The 19,413-nt window shown below is 39.3% G+C and carries 17 protein-coding genes; 2 read left to right on the top strand and 15 right to left on the bottom strand.

All coding sequences use genetic code 11. The annotated features are described in order from the left end of the window. Positions 1 to 17 precede the first annotated feature (17 nt). The 3 genes from EO125_RS02190 to EO125_RS09795 all read right to left on the bottom strand — a co-directional run bounded on the left by EO125_RS02190 (position 18) and on the right by EO125_RS09795 (position 1,266). Complete coding sequence (locus EO125_RS02190; RefSeq protein WP_127147458.1) at positions 18 to 638, bottom strand: 3'-5' exonuclease; 621 nt, start codon at positions 636 to 638, stop codon at positions 18 to 20. A 107-nt stretch (positions 639 to 745) separates the two neighbouring features. Beyond that, positions 746 to 1,024: a glutaredoxin gene (locus tag EO125_RS02185; protein WP_127068381.1), complete on the bottom strand. Its 279-nt coding sequence runs from the start codon at positions 1,022 to 1,024 to the stop codon at positions 746 to 748. A gap of 86 nt (positions 1,025 to 1,110) precedes the next feature. Continuing rightward, entirely contained in the window at positions 1,111 to 1,266 is a 156-nt protein-coding gene (locus tag EO125_RS09795; RefSeq protein WP_164726411.1) for a hypothetical protein, read from the bottom strand. Positions 1,267 to 1,546: 280 nt separating this feature from the next. Between EO125_RS09795 and EO125_RS02180 the strand changes: the two genes are divergently transcribed. Further along, positions 1,547 to 2,125: a TetR/AcrR family transcriptional regulator gene (locus tag EO125_RS02180; protein ID WP_127147457.1), complete on the top strand. Its 579-nt coding sequence runs from the start codon at positions 1,547 to 1,549 to the stop codon at positions 2,123 to 2,125. Between the two features lie 260 nt (positions 2,126 to 2,385). On the opposite strand, the gene EO125_RS02175 is transcribed toward EO125_RS02180, so the two are convergent. From EO125_RS02175 to EO125_RS02135, 9 genes are all read right to left on the bottom strand, one after another. Next, positions 2,386 to 3,708: an MATE family efflux transporter gene (locus tag EO125_RS02175; RefSeq protein ID WP_127147456.1), complete on the bottom strand. Its 1,323-nt coding sequence runs from the start codon at positions 3,706 to 3,708 to the stop codon at positions 2,386 to 2,388. Positions 3,709 to 3,892: 184 nt separating this feature from the next. Continuing rightward, positions 3,893 to 4,666 carry an ABC transporter ATP-binding protein gene (locus EO125_RS02170; protein ID WP_127147455.1) on the bottom strand — a complete coding sequence of 258 codons (774 nt, stop codon included), beginning with the start codon at positions 4,664 to 4,666 and terminating at the stop codon, positions 3,893 to 3,895. Then, positions 4,659 to 5,450, bottom strand: a complete 792-nt coding sequence (locus EO125_RS02165) for an ABC transporter ATP-binding protein (RefSeq protein WP_127147454.1) — start codon at positions 5,448 to 5,450, stop codon at positions 4,659 to 4,661. Before EO125_RS02165 ends, EO125_RS02170 begins: the two co-directional genes overlap by 8 nt. A 106-nt stretch (positions 5,451 to 5,556) precedes the next feature. After that, the gene (locus EO125_RS02160; protein WP_206168343.1) at positions 5,557 to 7,140 is read right to left on the bottom strand and encodes an ABC transporter substrate-binding protein; all 1,584 of its coding nucleotides are present in this window, start codon (positions 7,138 to 7,140) and stop codon (positions 5,557 to 5,559) included. A gap of 36 nt (positions 7,141 to 7,176) precedes the next feature. Then, positions 7,177 to 8,004: a nickel transporter permease gene (gene nikC / locus EO125_RS02155; protein ID WP_127147453.1), complete on the bottom strand. Its 828-nt coding sequence runs from the start codon at positions 8,002 to 8,004 to the stop codon at positions 7,177 to 7,179. Position 8,005: 1 nt separating this feature from the next. Then, the gene (gene nikB / locus EO125_RS02150) at positions 8,006 to 8,938 is read right to left on the bottom strand and encodes a nickel ABC transporter permease (protein ID WP_240630418.1); all 933 of its coding nucleotides are present in this window, start codon (positions 8,936 to 8,938) and stop codon (positions 8,006 to 8,008) included. A 542-nt stretch (positions 8,939 to 9,480) separates the two neighbouring features. Further along, positions 9,481 to 10,434: a magnesium transporter CorA family protein gene (locus EO125_RS02145; protein ID WP_127147452.1), complete on the bottom strand. Its 954-nt coding sequence runs from the start codon at positions 10,432 to 10,434 to the stop codon at positions 9,481 to 9,483. Positions 10,435 to 10,783: 349 nt separating this feature from the next. After that, positions 10,784 to 12,877, bottom strand: coding sequence for a cation-translocating P-type ATPase (locus tag EO125_RS02140; protein WP_127147451.1), 2,094 nt, complete (start codon positions 12,875 to 12,877; stop codon positions 10,784 to 10,786). A gap of 379 nt (positions 12,878 to 13,256) precedes the next feature. After that, positions 13,257 to 15,350, bottom strand: coding sequence for a heavy metal translocating P-type ATPase (locus tag EO125_RS02135; protein ID WP_127147450.1), 2,094 nt, complete (start codon positions 15,348 to 15,350; stop codon positions 13,257 to 13,259). A 308-nt stretch (positions 15,351 to 15,658) separates the two neighbouring features. Here EO125_RS02135 and EO125_RS02130 point away from each other — a divergent pair, with 308 nt between their 5' ends. Continuing rightward, entirely contained in the window at positions 15,659 to 16,666 is a 1,008-nt protein-coding gene (locus EO125_RS02130) for a virulence RhuM family protein (RefSeq protein ID WP_127147449.1), read from the top strand. Positions 16,667 to 16,796: 130 nt separating this feature from the next. On the opposite strand, the gene EO125_RS02125 is transcribed toward EO125_RS02130, so the two are convergent. The 3 genes from EO125_RS02125 to EO125_RS02115 form a co-directional block, all read right to left on the bottom strand. Next, positions 16,797 to 16,961 (bottom strand): 4Fe-4S binding protein, encoded by a 165-nt coding sequence (locus tag EO125_RS02125; RefSeq protein ID WP_009353470.1) that lies wholly within the window; start codon positions 16,959 to 16,961, stop codon positions 16,797 to 16,799. A 336-nt stretch (positions 16,962 to 17,297) separates the two neighbouring features. After that, positions 17,298 to 17,630 (bottom strand): helix-turn-helix domain-containing protein, encoded by a 333-nt coding sequence (locus tag EO125_RS02120; protein ID WP_164726410.1) that lies wholly within the window; start codon positions 17,628 to 17,630, stop codon positions 17,298 to 17,300. Positions 17,631 to 17,857: 227 nt separating this feature from the next. Beyond that, entirely contained in the window at positions 17,858 to 18,910 is a 1,053-nt protein-coding gene (locus EO125_RS02115; protein WP_127147447.1) for a hypothetical protein, read from the bottom strand. Positions 18,911 to 19,413: the final 503 nt, after the last annotated feature.

The following is a 19,413-nucleotide window of genomic DNA, read 5'->3' as shown; positions in this document are numbered from 1 at the left end:
ATAGATACTAAAGTTCACTAGAAGAAGGTATCTTGTGTACCACTTTGTTTGACTTCCATTTGGACCCGTCGTTCATCGGTGATGAAAGAGTCTGGTTTCATATTGATTAAGTGTAACAAGCCTCGCATGGAGTCTACACCTTTTTCTTTCGCTGCTGCAATGGCTACTTTGGCACATACTTCCGAGTCGTCCAAAGCGTTGTGATGGTTAAATTTGATACCTAAAAATCCGCCCAATGTATTCAACTTATGGTTCACCAAATCAGGCCATACTTTTCGTGTTATACGGACGGTGCAAGTATATTCTAAATCAGGCCATTCAATATTGTAGTAATCCAAGGTGGCACGTAACACGTCGATGTCGAATTTCGCATTGTGTGCTACTAACAGTTTACCTTTTAAATGGTTATTATAAATCGCCGGCCACAACTGATCAAAGGTAGGCTTATTCAGAACCTCTTCCGGTTGGATGCCATGGATACCAATGAACTCTTGGTTAAACTGCATCACTGGGGGCTTGATTAAACTATAACCACGTTTTGTGATCCGTCCATCTTCCACAGTCACCACAGCTAAGGAAATAGCACTATTCTTACTTTCATTAGCCGTTTCAAAATCTAAGGCCACAAAATTTAACATATATCCTCCTCACGCAAGACTTTAAAGTCTGCGATTACATCAAGAAAAAGCAGATGCACATAGCATCTGCTTTTATTATATAGTATTTTTAATGAAAGTAAAATCGATTATTGAATTGCTTTCTCAAACACGGCTTTGATTAAAGATTTTGTTTGTTCGTAGCTTTCACCAGGTTGTGCTTCATATTGTTTGTCCAAATCGAACCACAAATTTGGATAGTATTCATATGGATGTGTTTTGAACAATTCTACAGCATCTTGATCTTCCACCCAGTTAATTTTGATGTCTTTGAACGCAGGGTTTTCTGCTTGCAATTCTTCGATTGCGCGGAATGCGTTAGCGCAATATGGACAATGATGTAAATGGAATCCTAAAATTTCTTTCATGGTATACTCCTTTCCTATAATCGATGTATTATATCGAATTTATTCAATTATAAGTTTAGTATACCACATGGAAATTCATGTTACAACTATAAGCCTGCGTAGTATGTCGTAATCGCAGTCCAAGATGTATAAATCCAACTAGATACATCAACCTTTGTCTGTAGTGCAATGGCTAAAAACATGGCTCCTGTAATTACAGTTGCAGCAGTACTGCTCATAATCGCATCAATTCGTTCTAACATAAGAACACATCCTCTCTAATCTCTTACTTTATACGGCTGAAAGTCATCACTACACCCAGTCTTTGTAGTAGAGTCTCTCAGTTAAAAATCTAAACTATCTTTCATAGCAACAAAGATATGAAACACTTTGTCACTTATGATATACTATTAGTATAATGGAATTAAAAAATTTGACAATAATCACTTTTTCTATTTTGTTATTTACGATACATATATAGAAAAGTATCCTATATTGAACAAATATCTCATTTTATTTGATTTCTATATGTAAGGAGGAATTATGGATAAACGACAAATGAAAACTAGAAAAGCTATTTTCGACGCCTTTGTAAGGCTTTTAGAACATAAAAATTATAATGCTATCATCGTCCAAGACATTATCGACGAAGCCCTCATTGGCCGTAGCACCTTTTACGCACACTTTGAAACAAAGGAGGATCTATTAGAGGCCTTGTGCCAAGAACTATTCTCCCATATCATCGACACCGCATCAGACTTCTCTCATGCTCATGGCTTATATAAAAATAGTCACATCAAGGAAGCTATCTTCCTCCATATCTTGCAGCATTTAGAGGATAATGACAACAATATTTTAGGTCTTCTTTCCTGTGAAAGTAACGAATTATTTCTTCGCCACTTTAAAAGTAGTTTAAAAGAACTCATCCAAAGCCACTTCTTAAACAATCAAACTTGTCCTCATAACAACATCCCTCATGATTTTATCTCGAATCACATTGCGGGATCTTTTGTGGAAATGGTTCTTTGGTGGTTAGAAAACGATCGCCAATACTCTATCGAGGACATGTCACGGTACTTTTACCATATTACAGAGCCATTGATTTTAGAACATCAACATTAAGACAAGCAACAAGGCGCTACCTTGAGCATACTCGCTCATAGGTAGCGCCTTGTTATAGCCACACCACTGTATACATTTTTACTTATCATTAAAATATTCTTTATGGCATAGTGTGTTCTCACTAGGATATAAAATTTCCATATACTTTGGTCATACTATTCTATAATGTTCATATCGTACGATTCACTGAACATACACTATACACCCAGTTTAAATCATAAATAGAGTATGTATCTCCTATTAGACCTATTCGAAGCTCACTATACTTCTAGTGAAAACCGCTTTCTAGCCAACGGCAGGAACAGTACTAAAATGATGGATTCTAATAGATACGTGAGCACATAGGTCATCCATATGCCGTCATTACCGAATGGAGGGATCAGCAATTCTTGCATGCCTACGAAGAAGACCACTGCAATGAACATCATATTCCGGATAGATGCGGTCTGACCGATGCCATTGTACATACCATATAATAATAATCCTACTGCCGCACAGATAGGATAGAGCAATAGATAATGGGAATATTCCAAGGCCATCGTGTAAATTTCTGGTACTGAGGTCATAAGCATAATGGCATCATTACGGAATAATCCCAGCACGATTTCTACAATGACCACATACACCGCTAAGCATCGCAGGGAAATCTTTAACGTATCTTTCCAAAGCACCAAGTCACGTTTTCCAAATGCTTTTCCAGTAAATACGCTGACTCCGTTCGCCTGTCCATCTGTGAAGTATGCCATGATGAAGATCATCTCCAAAATCACCGCATTCGTCGCTAATACATCACTGCCCATAGCACTGCCTGCTTTAGCAAACAAATTGTTGATGGTCAATAAACAGAATGTACGAAGCATAAGGTCTGTGTTGACTTTCATGATAGATAGAAATGGTTTCACCTGTTTCAAAGTATTCCACATACGAGAAGTTAGGTCTAATCGTTCACGAACTAAGTACATAGCGCCCAGCCCTACTAAGGACGCATAGATTTGAGAAATCAAGGATGCCCAAGCCACCCCTTTTACGCCAAAGTTAAAACCAAATACAAAAAGGAAGGACAACGCAATATTCAACACATTCATGGAGATTTGCATAATCATAGTGGCGCGAATCATCATCTGTCCCATAAGCCAACCTAACGTAACATAGTTCACCAATACGAAAGGAGCTCCCCAGATTAAAATATCTGTATAGTCCGCCATCAAAGTGATCACCTCTGGATCGGGATGCATAAAACTTGCATAGTAATCAAATATCCACGGATAGCCAATGAGAAAGGCTGCGCTAATGAGTAAAGCAATGATGAGAGGTCGGAAGAAACTGAGTGATGTACTTTCCTTCGATTGTTCTCCCAAAGCCTGTGCAGAAAACACCGTAGTAGCTACTCGCAAAAAGCCAAAGAGCCAATACATATTATTAAATAAGATAACTCCTAATGCTACGGCAGCGATGTACATAGCATTATCCATATGCCCCATAATCGCCGTATTCACCGCCCCTAATAAAGGTTGGGTTACCGTAGAAATCATAAATGGAATTGTCACTTTTAAGTAGTCTTTATAGGTCAATCGTTCTTCCATCTTACCCTCACAAAAAAAGGGAGCCCATTACGGTGCTCCCCTTGAAACATTCTATTCTAACACCTTTTGATGTAATTATTATATCAAAGGATGTTCATATAACACAAATATATCTTATTCATATAGTTTATGTTATATTACAAAACAATCTATTCATCTAATGAAAAATAATGTTAGCCATAGATTAGCGGTCTAAATTATATACCGCACTTAACAATTGTTTTGTATATGGATGCTGCGCTTCTGCTAAGGCATCTCCATTCAGGCGTTCCACTACTTCCCCTTTATACATAACCACAACTTTGTGGCAGAATAAATGGACTAATGCCAAATCATGGCAAATAAATAAGTAGGTAATGCCTTTTTCTTTTTGTAAGCGCACCAATAGTTCGATGATCGTATCTTGCACAGATACATCAAGAGCGCTAGTGGCTTCATCGCAAACGATAATTTCTGGTTCTAATGCTAAGGCTCTAGCGATGGCCACACGTTGCCGTTGTCCACCACTCATATTATTCGGATAGCGACCTGCAAAATCTTCTGGTAGGTCCACCATTTTTAACAGCTCACGAGCCTTTGCATCCACATCAGCTTTTTCAATCAACCCAAAATTGCGCAATGGTTCACAAATGATGTCACGCACTTTCATCTTTGGATTGAAAGCCGCTGTTGGATCTTGGAATACCATTTGGATATGACGATAATTTTGGCGTTTTTCTTCACCTGTTAATTTCGTAATATCTTTCCCTCGGAAGATAACGGATCCAGACGTCGGTTCATGCATGTTCATGATTGTTTTTACCAAGGTGGACTTACCACAGCCAGACTCCCCTACGATAGCTAAGGTTTCGCCTCGCTCTACATCGATGGAAATGCAATTACATGCACGCAACGTAGAACCGTCAGCGAGAGGAAATTCTTTCACAATATCTTGAATTTGCATAATAATATCAGACATAGCGTTTTCCTCCAATTTCTGGCACTGCATTGAGTAATTGTTTCGTATACTCCGCTTGTGGGTTGCGAATGATTTCCTCAGCTGGACCGAATTCCACTACAGCCCCTTGTTTCATCACCATGATTTTATCAGACATATGAGCTGCTACGCCAATATTATGAGTTACAATAATCATGGATGTTTTATTTTCACGGTTGATGCGCAATAATTCTTCTACAATTTGCGCTTGTGTCGTCACATCTAGGGCCGATGTAGGTTCATCTCCCAATAATAACTTAGGAGAGAAAGTAATAGCCATGGCAATACCTACCCGTTGGCGCATGCCGCCACTGAGTTCAAATGGATATGCCTTCATGATGGCCTCGGGATGTGGCAAATTGGTGAGCGCCAACATTTCGATAGCTTTTGTCTCTGCCTCTTGTTTAGACATAGTGCTATGCAATTGAATGAACTCTACAAATTGTTTGCCGATTGTTTGAATTGGGTTCATCATATTGCCACTATCTTGGAAAATCATAGCAATATGATTGCCCCGTAGGTCTAACCAGTCTTTTGTGGAAAACCCTAATAAGTCTTGTCCATCAAAGGTAATGCTTCCTTCAGACACGCGACCCGTATTTGGCAATACACCTAATAGGGCACGGATGACCGTTGTCTTACCACTGCCAGATTCGCCTACGATGGAGACAATTTCCCCTTCTGCCAAGTCCAAGTTCACACCGGCAATGGTAGGATTTGGATTATTACCATAGGTAACGGCTAAATTTTTAATACTAAGTAACATATAGATCCTTTCTGCCTATTTCGTAAGTATCATACTGAAAGTTACTGCTATATACAACAAGGGGAGGCAAAAGTGCCTCCCAATTGTTGCGGACATCTGCAAAGGATTATTTTGCTGGTTTAATATCTTTAGTCAACCAGTAGTAGTCTGTTGGATACATCACTACATTTGTTAACCATTTGTTATTAACGATATTTGTTTTAGGGTAACCTAAGAACAATGCCGCACCATCATTCAATAAGATTTGTTGTGCTTCGATAATTAAGCTTTGACGTTTAGATTTGTCGAACTCAACTGCTAATTGATCCATGATTGCATCGAATTTAGGATTGCTGTAACCAGAACCATTTTGAGGGTTTTCACCATTCAAGTTAGTTTTCCAGTACCATTTCAAGAAGATTTCTGGGTCACCAGTGTTCGCTGTTACGATGTTGGAGATCAATAAGTCATAGTCGCCATCGATACCCATTTTATCGATTAAGTTATAGTCAACAGATTCGATGTTTACTTTAATACCGATTTTTTTCATGTCAGATTGAACTGCTTCTGCATAGATTGGAAGTTCTTGACGGCTGTTGTATACTACGAATCGCACTTCTAAGTTTTTACCGTCTTTATCTACGAAACCGTCTCCATCAGTATCTTTCCAGCCAGCTTCTGCTAGCAATTGTTTGGAACGTTCAGGATTGTATGCATTAGGGTCTTTCAAACCATCGAAACCATAATCCAAGCTTGGTGGAATTGGTGCTTTACCAGGAATGAAAGTACCTTTTAACAATACTTCGTTATAGGATTTACGGTCAGTACCGCTGATGAAAGCAGCACGAACTTTTTCGTCACCTAATACACCTTTTTGGTTAATACGAGCTAATACAGTACGCAAGGAAGCGATTTCATCTACTTTGAATTTGCTGTCATTACGCATAGTTTCAAGGTCACCAGCACCGATATTAACTGCGAAGTCTACGTCACCATTTTGTAATGCCAACGCACGAGTTGTAGGATCATCGATAGATGGAATTTCTACTGTTTTGAAAGGAACTTCCCCATCCCAGTAATTTTCGTTAGCTTCTACTACTGCTTTTTCTTTAGTGAAAGATTTCACTTTGTACGGGCCAGTACCGATAGGGCCTTCTTTAGCGAAGTCGCGGCCAGCTTTCTCAGCAGATACATCTACGATGATGAATAATGGGTCAGCCAAGAAACCAGGTACATTTGGATACGGTTTATCTGTGGTGATGATCAAGTTTTGACCGTCTGCTTTGATATCTGTGTATTTGAAGAATGTAGCAGCGCGTTTATTTTTCTCGAAGGCACGCTCAATGGATTCTTTTACCGCTTCAGCAGTTACTTTATTACCATTAGAGAATTTCGCTTTGTCGCTAATTTTGAAAGTCCAAGTCAATTTATCCGCAGATACAGACCAGCTTTCCGCCAACCAAGGTTGTGTGTTCATTTTTTCGTCGAATTTAGCTAATGTTTCGCCAATACCGTAACGCATAACTACCCAACCGAAGTAATTTTGTGTTGGCTCCAATGTATCTGCGAAGTTTGTAACACCAAATTTTACTACACTTTTGTCAGCTGGTCCTGCATTGTCGCTACCGCAACCTGCAATCACACCTAATGCCGCTACTGCCATAACGCAAAATGTAGCATTACGAAGCCATTTTTTCCAACTTTGTTTCATGTTAAGTTCCTTTCTACAAAACTTACAACTAACACATTAATGTGAATCTGTACTACGTGGGTCTAATATATCCCGTAGCGAATCGCCCCATAAATTGAAGATGGTAACCACAATGAAAATGGCCATCCCTGGATATAACATCAATTCTGGTGACGATAAAATATATTGACGGTTCTCATTCAGCATTAAGCCCCATTCTGGCGTCGGAGGCTGTGCCCCAAATCCCAAGAATGAAAGTCCCGCAATTTCCATCATCATAGTCCCGATATCCATCGCTCCTGTAACGATAGTCAAAGGCACTACATTCGGTAAAATATGGCGCCATAAAATGGTAAATTGTTTTGTACCATTCAATCTAGCTGCTGCAATAAAGTCATTATGGCGAAGTTTGATTACCGCAGACCGTATGAGTCGTGCGTATTTCGCCCAGCTCACCACTACGAGAGCCAAAATCGCATTGATGGCACTACCACCCATAATGCCAGCAATGGCAATAGCCAGTACCACACCTGGGAAAGACAACATAATATCTGTAAAGCGCATCAACACTAATTCTACTTTACCTCCAAAGAATCCAGACAAAATTCCCACTACAGTACCAACAACAGCTGTTAAGATAACAAGGATGATAGCCATGAACAAGGAAGTTTGTGTACCGTAAATAATACGAGAGAATGTATCACGTCCTAATTTATCAGTACCCATCAAATACTCTGCAGAAGGTTTCAAAAAGGATTTCGACATATCTGCATGAAACGCATCATGCGGTGTAATATAAGGAGCAAATATTGCAATTCCTACTACGATAGCCACTAAGAGGGAGTAGAAAGAAAAGCGCTTGTGTTGCAAAATAAATTCTTTCATCTTATCCCCTCGCTTTCAATCGTGGATCTAATATAGAGTAAGACAGGTCTACCAAGAAGTTGATGGCTGTATAGATAAGGGCCACCCACAATACAAAGCCCTCAATGAGTGGATAATCGCGCATGGCAATGGCATAGACCGCCATTTTCCCCATCCCTGGCCAAGAGAATACGATTTCAATCACCGCAGCCCCTGCCAAAAGCCAACCAATACCCATACCCATGATTGTTATCAATGGTAATAAGGCATTCGGTAATACATGTTTCCAAAGAATTTGCGATTCACTCATGCCACGAGCACGAGCCCCCATCACATAGTCTTGATGCAACTCCTCAATAATCACAGTCCGTACTTGACGTGTGAATTTAGCTGCCATTACAAAAGATAATGTGATGGCTGGCAAAATTAAAGCTTTAAAGTTAATCGCAGACGTAGCAATCGGTACCCAATGTAATTTCAATCCGAAGATGTACAGTAAAAGCATACCTAACCAGAAGCTTGGCATCGACACATTCACAAAAGAAAAGAATCGAATAATAAAGTCTGGCAGTTTATTCGCTTTTACCGCCGAATAAATTCCCATGGGTATAGAAATAAGCACATTCAGTACAAAGGCGGACACGGCTAATAGTGCGGTCGCACCCAAGCCTTCCGACAATTTTTCTGTAACAGCTTTTTTCCCTGAATAGGAAGTTCCCAAATCACCTTGTACAGCGCCTGCTACCCAGCGCACATACTGTTCCATGAATGGACGATCTAAGCCCATTTCTTTTCGTGTAGCATCAATCATTTCCTGTGACACAATAGTGTCCCCTGCCTCCAACACCATTAAGGCTGGATCCCCAGGAGCAATGTAGGTCAAGCAAAATGTCAAAAATGTAACACCAATCAAGGTAATCAGCAACTGTGACATCTTACTCAGTATGGTTTTCAATCATCCACATCCTTTCTTTAATGTTAGTGAGCATACATTGATGTAATTAATACATACCCAAAAAAGAAAAGCCACCCTTTGGGTGGATCTACATTAAGTTAGCAAGGGCTATAGTTTAGACAATCTTGCTCCATCTTGCCCATAACCCTATACAACTTTTAGCAATATCTTTCCCAAAATATTCTTCCCTTATTTAAGGCATTCATAATCAATATCTACGCCCAACTATATTATAGATATTACATAAATATGTTAATTTCTTTTATCAAAATTGTCAAATGACTAATGTGAATATTGCAAGACATGGAATGCATGCTTGTTTGAAAGTGTACATTTATAGGCATTTATCTGTGATTTATATCATTTTAAATCATTATTTTTACACAAATTGAAAAATATCTATATAGTAATTTTATTCACTTTGTATAATATTCATGACTTTTAAAGATAGATATAAGAAACTTTCATAAGTAACCTGAATAGTGACACAACAAAACACCTAAGAGGTTAGCCCCTTAGGTGTGTTACATTTTACTATGCAATTAAAAGAAATCGTTTTTCCAAAGCCAATAGCCTGCCAGTGCAGCAAAGCTAATACCGATTCCGATAACATATTCAAAACCGTATGGTGTATCTGCAAATGGTACCGGCACATTGATGCCCCACAAGCTAAAGATTGCCGTTGGTACCGCTAACATAATTGTCATAGCTGCCAATAATTTCATAACTAAGTTCAAATTGTTAGAAATAATGGATGTAAAGGCATTCATCATATTCATCAAAATATTAGAATACATTTCAACCATTTCCACAGCCTGCTTGTTTTCGATGATGACATCTTCTAATAGATCTTCATCTTCTTCGTAGATTTTCAACAAATAGCGCACATCATCATGACGACGAATACGTAAAATCCGTTCCATTACCGTACCATTACCACGTAGTGCAGAGGTAAAATAGGTCATGGATTTTTGTAATTCCAACAATTGGAATAAATCTTTATTCCGTGTCGTATGTCGTAATGTTTTTTCAATGTCATCCGTACGGCGGTCGATTTGTTGTAAGTATCGCAAATAGAGTACCGCTGTACGATACATAATTTGGAATAGGAATCTTGTCTTTTTAAAAGTAAAGAAGGTTGGCATTTGATTGCTCAAGAACGGATAGAGCACCTCGGCTTCTTCTAAACAGATGGTAATAAAGAAATCTTCTGTCACAAAGACACCCAACGGTACTGCATCATATACATCAGAACCACGCAGTACTGGAATGTTAATAACGACGAAAATATATTCATCTTCAATTTCTACGTGAGACCGTTCTTCCGTATCCAAAGCTGCTTTCAGTACGTCCGTTGGAATCTGTGTCATCATATTGACGATAGCCAACTCATCGGGGTCTGGGTTCACCAAATTTATCCATGAACCTTTTGTAGCATCTTGTACAGTGGAATCTGTAAACAATTCCCCCTCTACGTGTTTGTGTACCGTTAACATGTGACACCTCCTTAACGTCTTAATAACCCTATCCTTTATCTTAATCAATCGACGCCGATTCGTCAATTTTTTTATGATTTCTACTGAAAGTTTCTACCAATCTTTCACTGTTTCCGCTCAGTCAACGTATAGGAGTAAATACATTGGTAGGTGATAAAAGGGTTATAGAACAAAATGAGTTAGTAGACCATGCCCCTACACGACAAAGAGGACCTGGCCTAATGCCAAGTCCTCTTTGCTGTATAGTTGTTATGTAGTGATATATGCCTTGTATAACTACAAGGAAGGGAAGATATCACAGTTCCTCCTGCTTCATAGTTGGGCGTACATGCTAGCAGGAGGCCTTATGTTATTTGCTGTAGAAAATACGGATAGAGTTCAAGATACAAAGAATAGATACCCCTGTATCTGCAAAGATAGCTACCCACATATTAGCAAAACCGAATACACCAGCTACCATAACGATAATTTTCACAGCAATGGCGAAGAAGATATTTTGCCAAGCAATGGATAATGTACGATCTGCAATGCTCAAGGAACGCCATACAGAATCTAGATTAGAGTTCATGTATACTACATCCGCTGCTTCGATGGCAGAGTCTGCACCGCTCCCCATAGCACCGCCTACATCGGCACCTGTCAATACAGGCGCGTCGTTGATACCATCACCTACGAACATGACAGAACCATGATCGCCTCGAAGAGATTGTACTACTTCTAATTTATCTTGTGGTAATAACTCAGCACGTACTCCTTGGATACCTACTTGTTGAGCAATGTACTTCGCACTAGCTGCCACATCACCTGTAAGCATCACTGTTTGATATCCTTTGCCGTTCATGCGACGGATTGCTTCTTTAGAATCAGCTTTTAAAGCATCGGCGATGATAATACGACCTGCGTATTGACCATCAATGGCTACGAATACTTCACTACCATACACATAATCAATCAATGGGGTTGCAATATTTTCTTTCGCCAACAAACGACCATTGCCGACTAATACAGTATGACCTTCTACGGTGCCTACCATGCCGTGACCAGAGATTTCTTTCACATCCTTAGCCGCAGTAAACTCTACCCCTCTACGTTGTACTTCTTCTACGATGGACATCGCAATTGGGTGTGTAGATACGGCTTCTAAGGCTGCTGCATATTGCAACACTTCGTTTTCTGTATACTTACCAGCTACTTCTACTGTTTGTACGTTGAAAGTACCTGTTGTGATGGTACCAGTTTTATCGAAAGCAATGGCTTTCACACGGCTCATAGCCTCGATTGCTTTACCACCTTTGAACAAGATACCTTGTCGAGAACCAGCACCAATGCCAGAGAAGAATGCCAATGGCACAGATAATACAAGAGCACATGGGCAAGATACTACTAAGAAAGTTAAAGCTGTATAAATCCAATATTGCCATTCTCCTGTGAATAATGGAGGTACTACGGCAACAATGATAGCCAATGCCACTACGATTGGCGTATATACACGAGAGAAACGAGTAATGAATCGGTCGATTTTTGGTTTCGATGCCGCTGCATTTTCCACGGCATCGAGAATACGCATAACCATGGAATCTTTTAATTCGTGAGTCACTTCTAAGACAATGCGGCCATCCACATTGATACAACCAGACATGACTTCAGTGCCTACTGTAGCGCTTACAGGAACAGGTTCCCCTGTCACCGCTGCTGTGTCGATTCGTGTAGTCCCTTCTACGACACGACCATCCAATGGGATACGATCGCCAGGGCGAATTTCAATATGAGATCCTACTTGTACATCCTCTGGATTCACCACTTCTACAGAACCATCACATAGAACTAAACGTACTTCTTCAGGACGAAGATCCACTGCATCCATGACCGCATTACGACTGCGCTCTGTAGCACGTTCTTCAAAATAAATCCCTACTTGGAAGAACAACATAACGCCTACGGCCTCTGCATATTCACCAATGATTAAAGCGCCGATAGTAGCAATGGACATCAAGAAATTCTCATCAAAGAATTTACCTTTCATACCATTTTTAATAGCTGCCCATACAATACGCCATCCTAATACAATAAATGTTACGATTAACAATGGAGTCATATATTGTTCTGGTACAAGGTTAGTAAACTCTGCTACTGCCATCACGATAGCACCTACAATAATGGCCACTAAACTAGAATTATGCTCATGATCATGTTCATGGTTGCTTTCTTTTTTAGCTGCTCGCACAAATGGTACAACCACAACACCATCTTCTGTAGCATCACAAACCGCTTGGATTTGTTCTTGCAAAGCATCCGTATCTTCTACGGTAGAGGTAATCCGCAATTGTTTCGTACCAATTGTGAAAGTCGCTGCCGACACAGATTCTAATTGATTTAATTTTTCTTCAATGACACTAGCGCAATTTGCACAGTTCAAATTTTGTAATGTAAAAATGCGTTCCATAGTAGCTCCTTTTTATTGATATATTACATACGTTTTATACTTGAGTGTTTATTCATATGTTTATTATATCTACAAAATTCTATTTTGTCAATATATGATTATGTATTCATTTATTATTTTTTTATCCCTAGTTTTATCTCATTTCGATAATAAAAAAGCACCCTATTACTTAGAGTGCTAAAAAGAGGGTTATAGGACAAAATGAGCTGGTAGACTATGTCCCTACACGACAAAGAGGACTTAGCCTAATGGCCAAGTCCTCTTCGCTGTATAGTTGTTATGTAGTGACATATACCTTGTATACCTACAAAAAAGGGGGAAGATATCACAATGCCTCCTGCTATATAGTTGGGCGTACATGCTAGCAGGAGGACTTATATTATTTACTGTAGAAAATACGGACAGAGTTAAAGATGCAAAGAATGGATACCCCTGTATCTGCAAAAACTGCCACCCACATATTTGCAAAGCCAAATACACCAGCCACCATAACGATAATTTTTACAGCAATAGCGAAGAAAATATTTTGCCATGCAATGGACAAGGTACGTTCTGCAATGCTTAAAGAACGCCATACGGAATCTAGGTTGGAGTTCATATATACTACGTCTGCCGCTTCAATGGCAGAGTCTGCACCACTACCCATAGCACCGCCTACATCAGCACCTGTCAATACAGGCGCGTCATTGATACCATCACCTACGAACATGACAGAGCCATAGTCATTACGAAGAGATTGGACAACCTCCAGTTTATCTTGTGGTAATAACTCGGCACGCACACCTTGGATACCTACTTCTTGGGCAATATGGTTCGCACTGGATGCCACATCACCTGTGAGCATCACTGTATGATATCCTTTTCCATTCATACGACGGATGGCCTCTTTAGAATCTTCTTTCACAGCATCGGCAATGACGATACGACCTACATATTGACCATCAATAGCTACGAATACTTCACTACCATATACATGTTCAATGGTTGGTACCGTTACATGTTCTGTTTCTAATAAACGACCATTACCAACCAATACGGTATGGCCTTCTACAATGCCTACCATACCATGACCAGAGATTTCTTTTACATCCTTAGCCGTATTAAACTCTACTCCTCTACGCTGTACTTCTTCTACAATGGACATAGCAATCGGGTGTGTAGAACCAGCTTCTAGAGTCGCTGCATATTGCAACACTTCATTATCTGTATAAGTACCAGCTACTTCTACTGTTTGTACATTGAAAGTACCTGTTGTGATAGTACCAGTTTTGTCGAAAGCAATCGCTTTCACGCGACTCATAGCCTCGATCGCCTTGCCACCTTTGAACAAGATACCTTGTTTAGAACCAGCACCGATACCAGAGAAGAATGCCAAAGGCACAGACAATACAAGAGCACATGGGCAAGATACTACTAAGAATGTTAACGCTGTATAAATCCAATATTGCCATTCTCCTGTAAATAGAGGAGGTACTACGGCAACGATAATCGCCAAGGCTACTACGATTGGTGTATATACACGAGAAAAACGAGTAATAAAACGGTCAATCTTTGGTTTTGATGCCGCTGCATGTTCCACAGCATCGAGAATACGCATAACCATGGAATCTTTTAATTCATGCGTTACTTCTAAGACAATGCGTCCATCCACATTGATGCAACCAGACATCACTTCTGTACCTACGGTAGCGCTCACTGGAACTGGTTCACCAGTTACCGCTGCTGTATCGATACGTGTAGTACCTTCTACAATACGGCCATCCAATGGAATACGATCACCAGGACGAATTTCGATATGAGATCCGACTTGTACATCTTCTGGGTTCACCACCTGCACGCTGCCATCGCAAACGATCAAACGCACTTCTTCTGGACGAAGATCCACTGCATCCATAACCGCATTACGACTGCGTTCTGTAGCACGTTCCTCAAAATAAATACCCATTTGGAAGAACAACATAACCCAAACAGCCTCTACATATTCACCGATGATTAACGCACCAATAGTAGCAACAGACATCAAGAAGTTTTCATCGAATAATTTACCTTTCATGAAATTCTTAATTGCTGCCCATACAATGCGCCAACCTAGTACAACAAAGGTTACAATTAATAATGGAGTCATGTATTGCTCTGGCACCCAATTTGTAAACTCTGCTACCACTATCACGATAGCGCCTATAATAATCCCCGCTAAACTAGAATTATGCTCATGGTCATCCTCTACTTGTTGTGCTTTTTTAGGTGCACGCACAAATGGTACCACTACTACGCCATCTTCCGTAGCATCGCACACCGCTTGGATTTGATCTCGTAACATATCTGTATCTTCTATACTAGAGGTAATACGCAATTGCTGGGTGCCAAGCGTGAAAGTTGCTGCTGACACAGATTCTAGTTGATTTAATTTTGTTTCAATCACGCTAGCGCAATTGGCACAATTCAAATTTTGTAGTTTAAAAATGCGTTCCATAGTATCTCCTTATGAATTATAATATAAAAGCCCCCTATTACTTTAGAGTACTAAAAAGCGTTGTATGCGGATTCGAACCGCATCTTTATAACAATATATTATCGTCGTGCCAGTAGACCAACAGCGATTTTTTATTTATTCTATTATCCCATAGATTTAATAGATTTTCAATATCACTCTACCCCCTAATACTTTAGATATCTCTGCCTCTATATAAATGTTATCCCATTTCTTCTTGACTTTGCCCCTCTTATAAGATGTAATATAAGTAAAAGAAAGAGCAGTACATAACACTAAGGAGGCCTATCATGATTCCTATCGATTCTGCTTTACATGGTGATGTGATTATCTACCAATCAGGAGAAGAAAATATTTCAACTAACGTTTTATTTAAAGACGAAACATTTTGGATGACACAAAAAGATATGGCGACGTTGTTTTGCGTTGATATATCCACCATTAATTATCATTTAAAAGAAATATTTGATTCTGAAGAATTATCAGAAGAGTCAACTATTGGAAAATTTCCAATAGTTCGCTTAGAGGGTACCAGAAAAGTAACTCGCACCATCACTTTCTACAACCTAGACGCCATCATAGCTGTTGGCTACCGTGTAAACTCCAAAGAGGCTACACAATTCCGTATTTGGGCTACAAAGGTATTGCGTGAGTATATTGTGAAAGGTTTTGCCCTCAACGATGATATGTTAAAAAATGGTACTCCATTCGGTCAAAACTATTTTAAAGAACTTTTACGTAGAGTTCAATCCATTCGAGCTAGCGAACGTCAAATCTATCAACAAATTACAGATATATTCGCAGAATGCTCCGTTGATTACGATGTACAGGATCCTTTCACCCGCCAATTTTACGCTATGGTGCAAAACAAATTCCATTATGCTATCACAGGCAAAACTGCAGCTGAAATTATTTATAATGCCGTTGATAGAGATAAACCACACATGGGATTACAAACTTGGAAAAGCTCCCCTCATGGGCGCATTCATAAATCCGATGTAACCATCGCAAAAAATTATTTAACCGCAGACGAAATACGTAAACTAGAACGAACTGTATCCTCCTTTTTTGACTATATCGAAGGCATCATCGAACGAAAACATACTTTCACCATGAAAGCCTTTGCTGAAAGCGTAGATAAATTCCTATCTTTCAACGAATACGAAGTGCTCACTAATAAAGGGCATATTTCAAAACTACAAGCTGATAAGAAAGCAGTTACTGAGTATAAAGAATTTAATCGTACGCAGAAAGTATTCTCTGATTTTGACAGAATCATACACAAGCAAAACGAGTAACATGATGAGAGCCTCAAAAAGGTTGAGCAACGGTTGAGCAACCGAATCGAAAACGCCTAAAATTAGAGTAAATAGAAAACGAGAAAACCCCGTAAACACGTATGTTTACGGGGTTTGTTATTTGCTTGAATTATTCAGCTGTGATTGTTGCTACTGGGCAAACGGATTCGCAAGAACCGCAATCGATACAAGTATCGTTGATTTCGTATTTAACTTCGCCTTCAGAAATTGCTCCTACTGGACAAACAGAAGCACAAGAACCACATTTAATGCATGCATCACCAATAACGCGCATGAGACACCTCCATAAAAAATAGAAATTCGCTAACTTTATGATTATCATTTAACTAAGGTACTTACCTTTTTATATTCTCATTATTGCACGTTTTTTTAGTCTTGTCAAATACTTCTGCATACTTTTTCTATCCAATTTTTACAATTAATGTTGCATTTTTTGTATCGCTGAGTCCATGTATTATACTATTTGATAGAATTTATCATTTGTATTCAACTAAATATACAAACAATAACTATAGCTCCTCACATTCTCAATTATTCCTTCTCAATATGTATTTTGATAATAATTATATTATCAACTAGATATCTATCCAAAAAACTAATTCCCATCCAGTTAGTGTAACTGATTTGATTCGTATCCCATTATCCGTTGCTTGATCTTATACATCCGTACCCGCTGGTAATCGACTTCATCATGACACACCAAGGTTGCTACATCAACTCGCAACGTCTTGGCAATCAAATACAATACCTGTACCGATGTACCTAACGACCCTTTGGCTCCTTCAATTTTTGCTAAATAGCTTGGACTAATACCACATCGTTTAGATAATTCTTTCTGTGAAAGACCCTGACAACGTCTAACCCAAGCAATTTTTCTGCCTAAGCAAATACAAAACTCTTCATACTCTGGCATAGATTCCATTGATTGTAAATGCGTCCCCATATCTATACACCTCATTTCAAAAGTATACGACCAAACTGCTCTACTCACATTATATATAGACAAAATTCATAAATCAAGGGCATAACTGATAAAGTTTTAATCGCTATACCACATGCTAAAGCTTTCCAAAATGTCTTCTTCATTGTTGTATGATTTCTCCCTGTAATACTCTTCATAGTATGTTCTCCCTTGATCTATACCAATTTTCACAAAATATTTGCGCTAACTCATTCTTTCTCCAGCTCTATTCGACCAGACCGCTGGATAGTCACCTTCGTTTTGCTCGTATCATCCCAAGTAGATTGAGAGGTAATCCCTTCATCGGTAATTCTTAATTCCTGTTCTTTACGCACCGATGGCTTGTTTTGGCTTAACTCTTGATGGTACAGGTCTTCAAGGTTCGTTACATCCTTCGTTTCCATCCACATGTCTGACAGCAATGCAGATGGTAGACTATACCCTTCGTCTACTAGTGAAGGGTCTCTCTGCTCCTCAGTCTGTTGCTTTTCGTTTTGCTGAGCATCTGCCTCACTTTCATCTGGCAAATACTCCAGAATATCCACTAAGTGTTTCAATGATTCTATACTATACTCTTGGATATCATCATAAGTAAATGTAATCACATACCGATGTGTAGGGTCATCTTTCAAAATCATGTCCACCGTAAAACGCACCTTTGGTCCTTCCGGAGTCATTTGTACCGACCGATCCCAACGAGCCGCCGTCATATCTTCTCTCCACAGCAATCCACCTGTAAGCTGTATATACTTTTCAAATGTCCGAGAATCCTCCCGTCGCCAAATTGCCATATACTCCTCATCGGTCATTCCCTGTATTGGTTGGTCGTACCACGTCGTATTCCACCGCTCCTGAAAAACACCTTGCGTTGGCTTGTTATCTCGTCTCGTGATCATCATAGTCGTATTCTCGTCAAAATCTACTAAGATACCGACCATATGTCCACTATCTGTAGGAACTACCTTATCAATCCAATGAACACCTTTCACAGTGCCATACATATTCACCCGAAAATGAGCTGGTCGGTGGCTAATATAGAGCCCCCTCTTCTCTGGTGTAGCATTCTCCTTTTGTAATACGAAATGTTCCCCATCTATTCCTTGGGTATCGACGGCTTGCACCATTCCTATCTCCTTTGTCAAATCCTGCACCGGCTTTGCCTCCATAGCATGTGCTATACCTACAACACCTGTGAAAGTAACCATCGCCATGCCACATACCACAGCTTTCCACCATGTATTTTCAACTAGTTTGCTTTTCATTCGTTTATTTCCTTTCTTAGTGATACCTCTATACATCCGATGTTGATTTCTATACACCGCTAACATTAACACATATATATAAACCTCTAATAAGTTTTGCCATATCATTGTATTGTTACCTAGCACAATTATATATCTAGTATACCATAAATGGCTTATTACAAGCATCTAAGCACTACGTCACACTGTTTGTTTATGATATTGTGTATCCCCAAACCAATATTCATACATATCAGCACCAGTTCTGACGATACTCCCCCTATGACTATAAAATATACTTAGAGGTAGCTGCACCTGCTGAATATAGTATAAAATCATATATGATAAAACCCTAACACATAGGAACATTGGCGTCATCAATCAACTTCTCTCTATTAAATTAATCATATATCTTATGATACCCTTAGATTATGTTATCCTATAACCCATCTTGTAACGATAACGTTCTTAGAAAATATCCATCCCTATCTACGCAACAAAAAGAGAACCCACCGAAGTGAGTT

Origin of the sequence: Veillonella sp. VA139 (genome assembly GCF_003992005.1) — a bacterium.
GTDB lineage: Bacteria > Bacillota > Negativicutes > Veillonellales > Veillonellaceae > F0422.
The sequence above is the reverse complement of the archived record's forward strand: the minus strand, read 5'-3'. Positions and strand labels throughout refer to the sequence as shown.

Excerpts from the sequence above, each read along its gene's own strand:
- EO125_RS02115 (WP_127147447.1), bottom strand. The coding sequence starts at position 18,910 with ATGAAAAGCAAACTAGTTGAAAATACATGGTGGAAAGCTGTGGTATGT.
- EO125_RS02190 (WP_127147458.1), bottom strand. The coding sequence starts at position 638 with ATGTTAAATTTTGTGGCCTTAGATTTTGAAACGGCTAATGAAAGTAAG.
- EO125_RS02175 (WP_127147456.1), bottom strand. The coding sequence starts at position 3,708 with ATGGAAGAACGATTGACCTATAAAGACTACTTAAAAGTGACAATTCCA.
- EO125_RS02170 (WP_127147455.1), bottom strand. The coding sequence starts at position 4,666 with ATGTCTGATATTATTATGCAAATTCAAGATATTGTGAAAGAATTTCCT.
- EO125_RS02180 (WP_127147457.1), top strand. The coding sequence starts at position 1,547 with ATGGATAAACGACAAATGAAAACTAGAAAAGCTATTTTCGACGCCTTT.
- EO125_RS02140 (WP_127147451.1), bottom strand. The coding sequence starts at position 12,877 with ATGGAACGCATTTTTACATTACAAAATTTGAACTGTGCAAATTGCGCT.
- EO125_RS02145 (WP_127147452.1), bottom strand. The coding sequence starts at position 10,434 with ATGTTAACGGTACACAAACACGTAGAGGGGGAATTGTTTACAGATTCC.
- EO125_RS09795 (WP_164726411.1), bottom strand. The coding sequence starts at position 1,266 with ATGTTAGAACGAATTGATGCGATTATGAGCAGTACTGCTGCAACTGTA.
- EO125_RS02185 (WP_127068381.1), bottom strand. The coding sequence starts at position 1,024 with ATGAAAGAAATTTTAGGATTCCATTTACATCATTGTCCATATTGCGCT.
- EO125_RS02160 (WP_206168343.1), bottom strand. The coding sequence starts at position 7,140 with ATGAAACAAAGTTGGAAAAAATGGCTTCGTAATGCTACATTTTGCGTT.
- EO125_RS02135 (WP_127147450.1), bottom strand. The coding sequence starts at position 15,350 with ATGGAACGCATTTTTAAACTACAAAATTTGAATTGTGCCAATTGCGCT.
- nikC (WP_127147453.1), bottom strand. The coding sequence starts at position 8,004 with ATGAAAGAATTTATTTTGCAACACAAGCGCTTTTCTTTCTACTCCCTC.
- EO125_RS02165 (WP_127147454.1), bottom strand. The coding sequence starts at position 5,450 with ATGTTACTTAGTATTAAAAATTTAGCCGTTACCTATGGTAATAATCCA.
- EO125_RS02130 (WP_127147449.1), top strand. The coding sequence starts at position 15,659 with ATGATTCCTATCGATTCTGCTTTACATGGTGATGTGATTATCTACCAA.
- EO125_RS02125 (WP_009353470.1), bottom strand. The coding sequence starts at position 16,961 with ATGCGCGTTATTGGTGATGCATGCATTAAATGTGGTTCTTGTGCTTCT.
- EO125_RS02120 (WP_164726410.1), bottom strand. The coding sequence starts at position 17,630 with ATGGGGACGCATTTACAATCAATGGAATCTATGCCAGAGTATGAAGAG.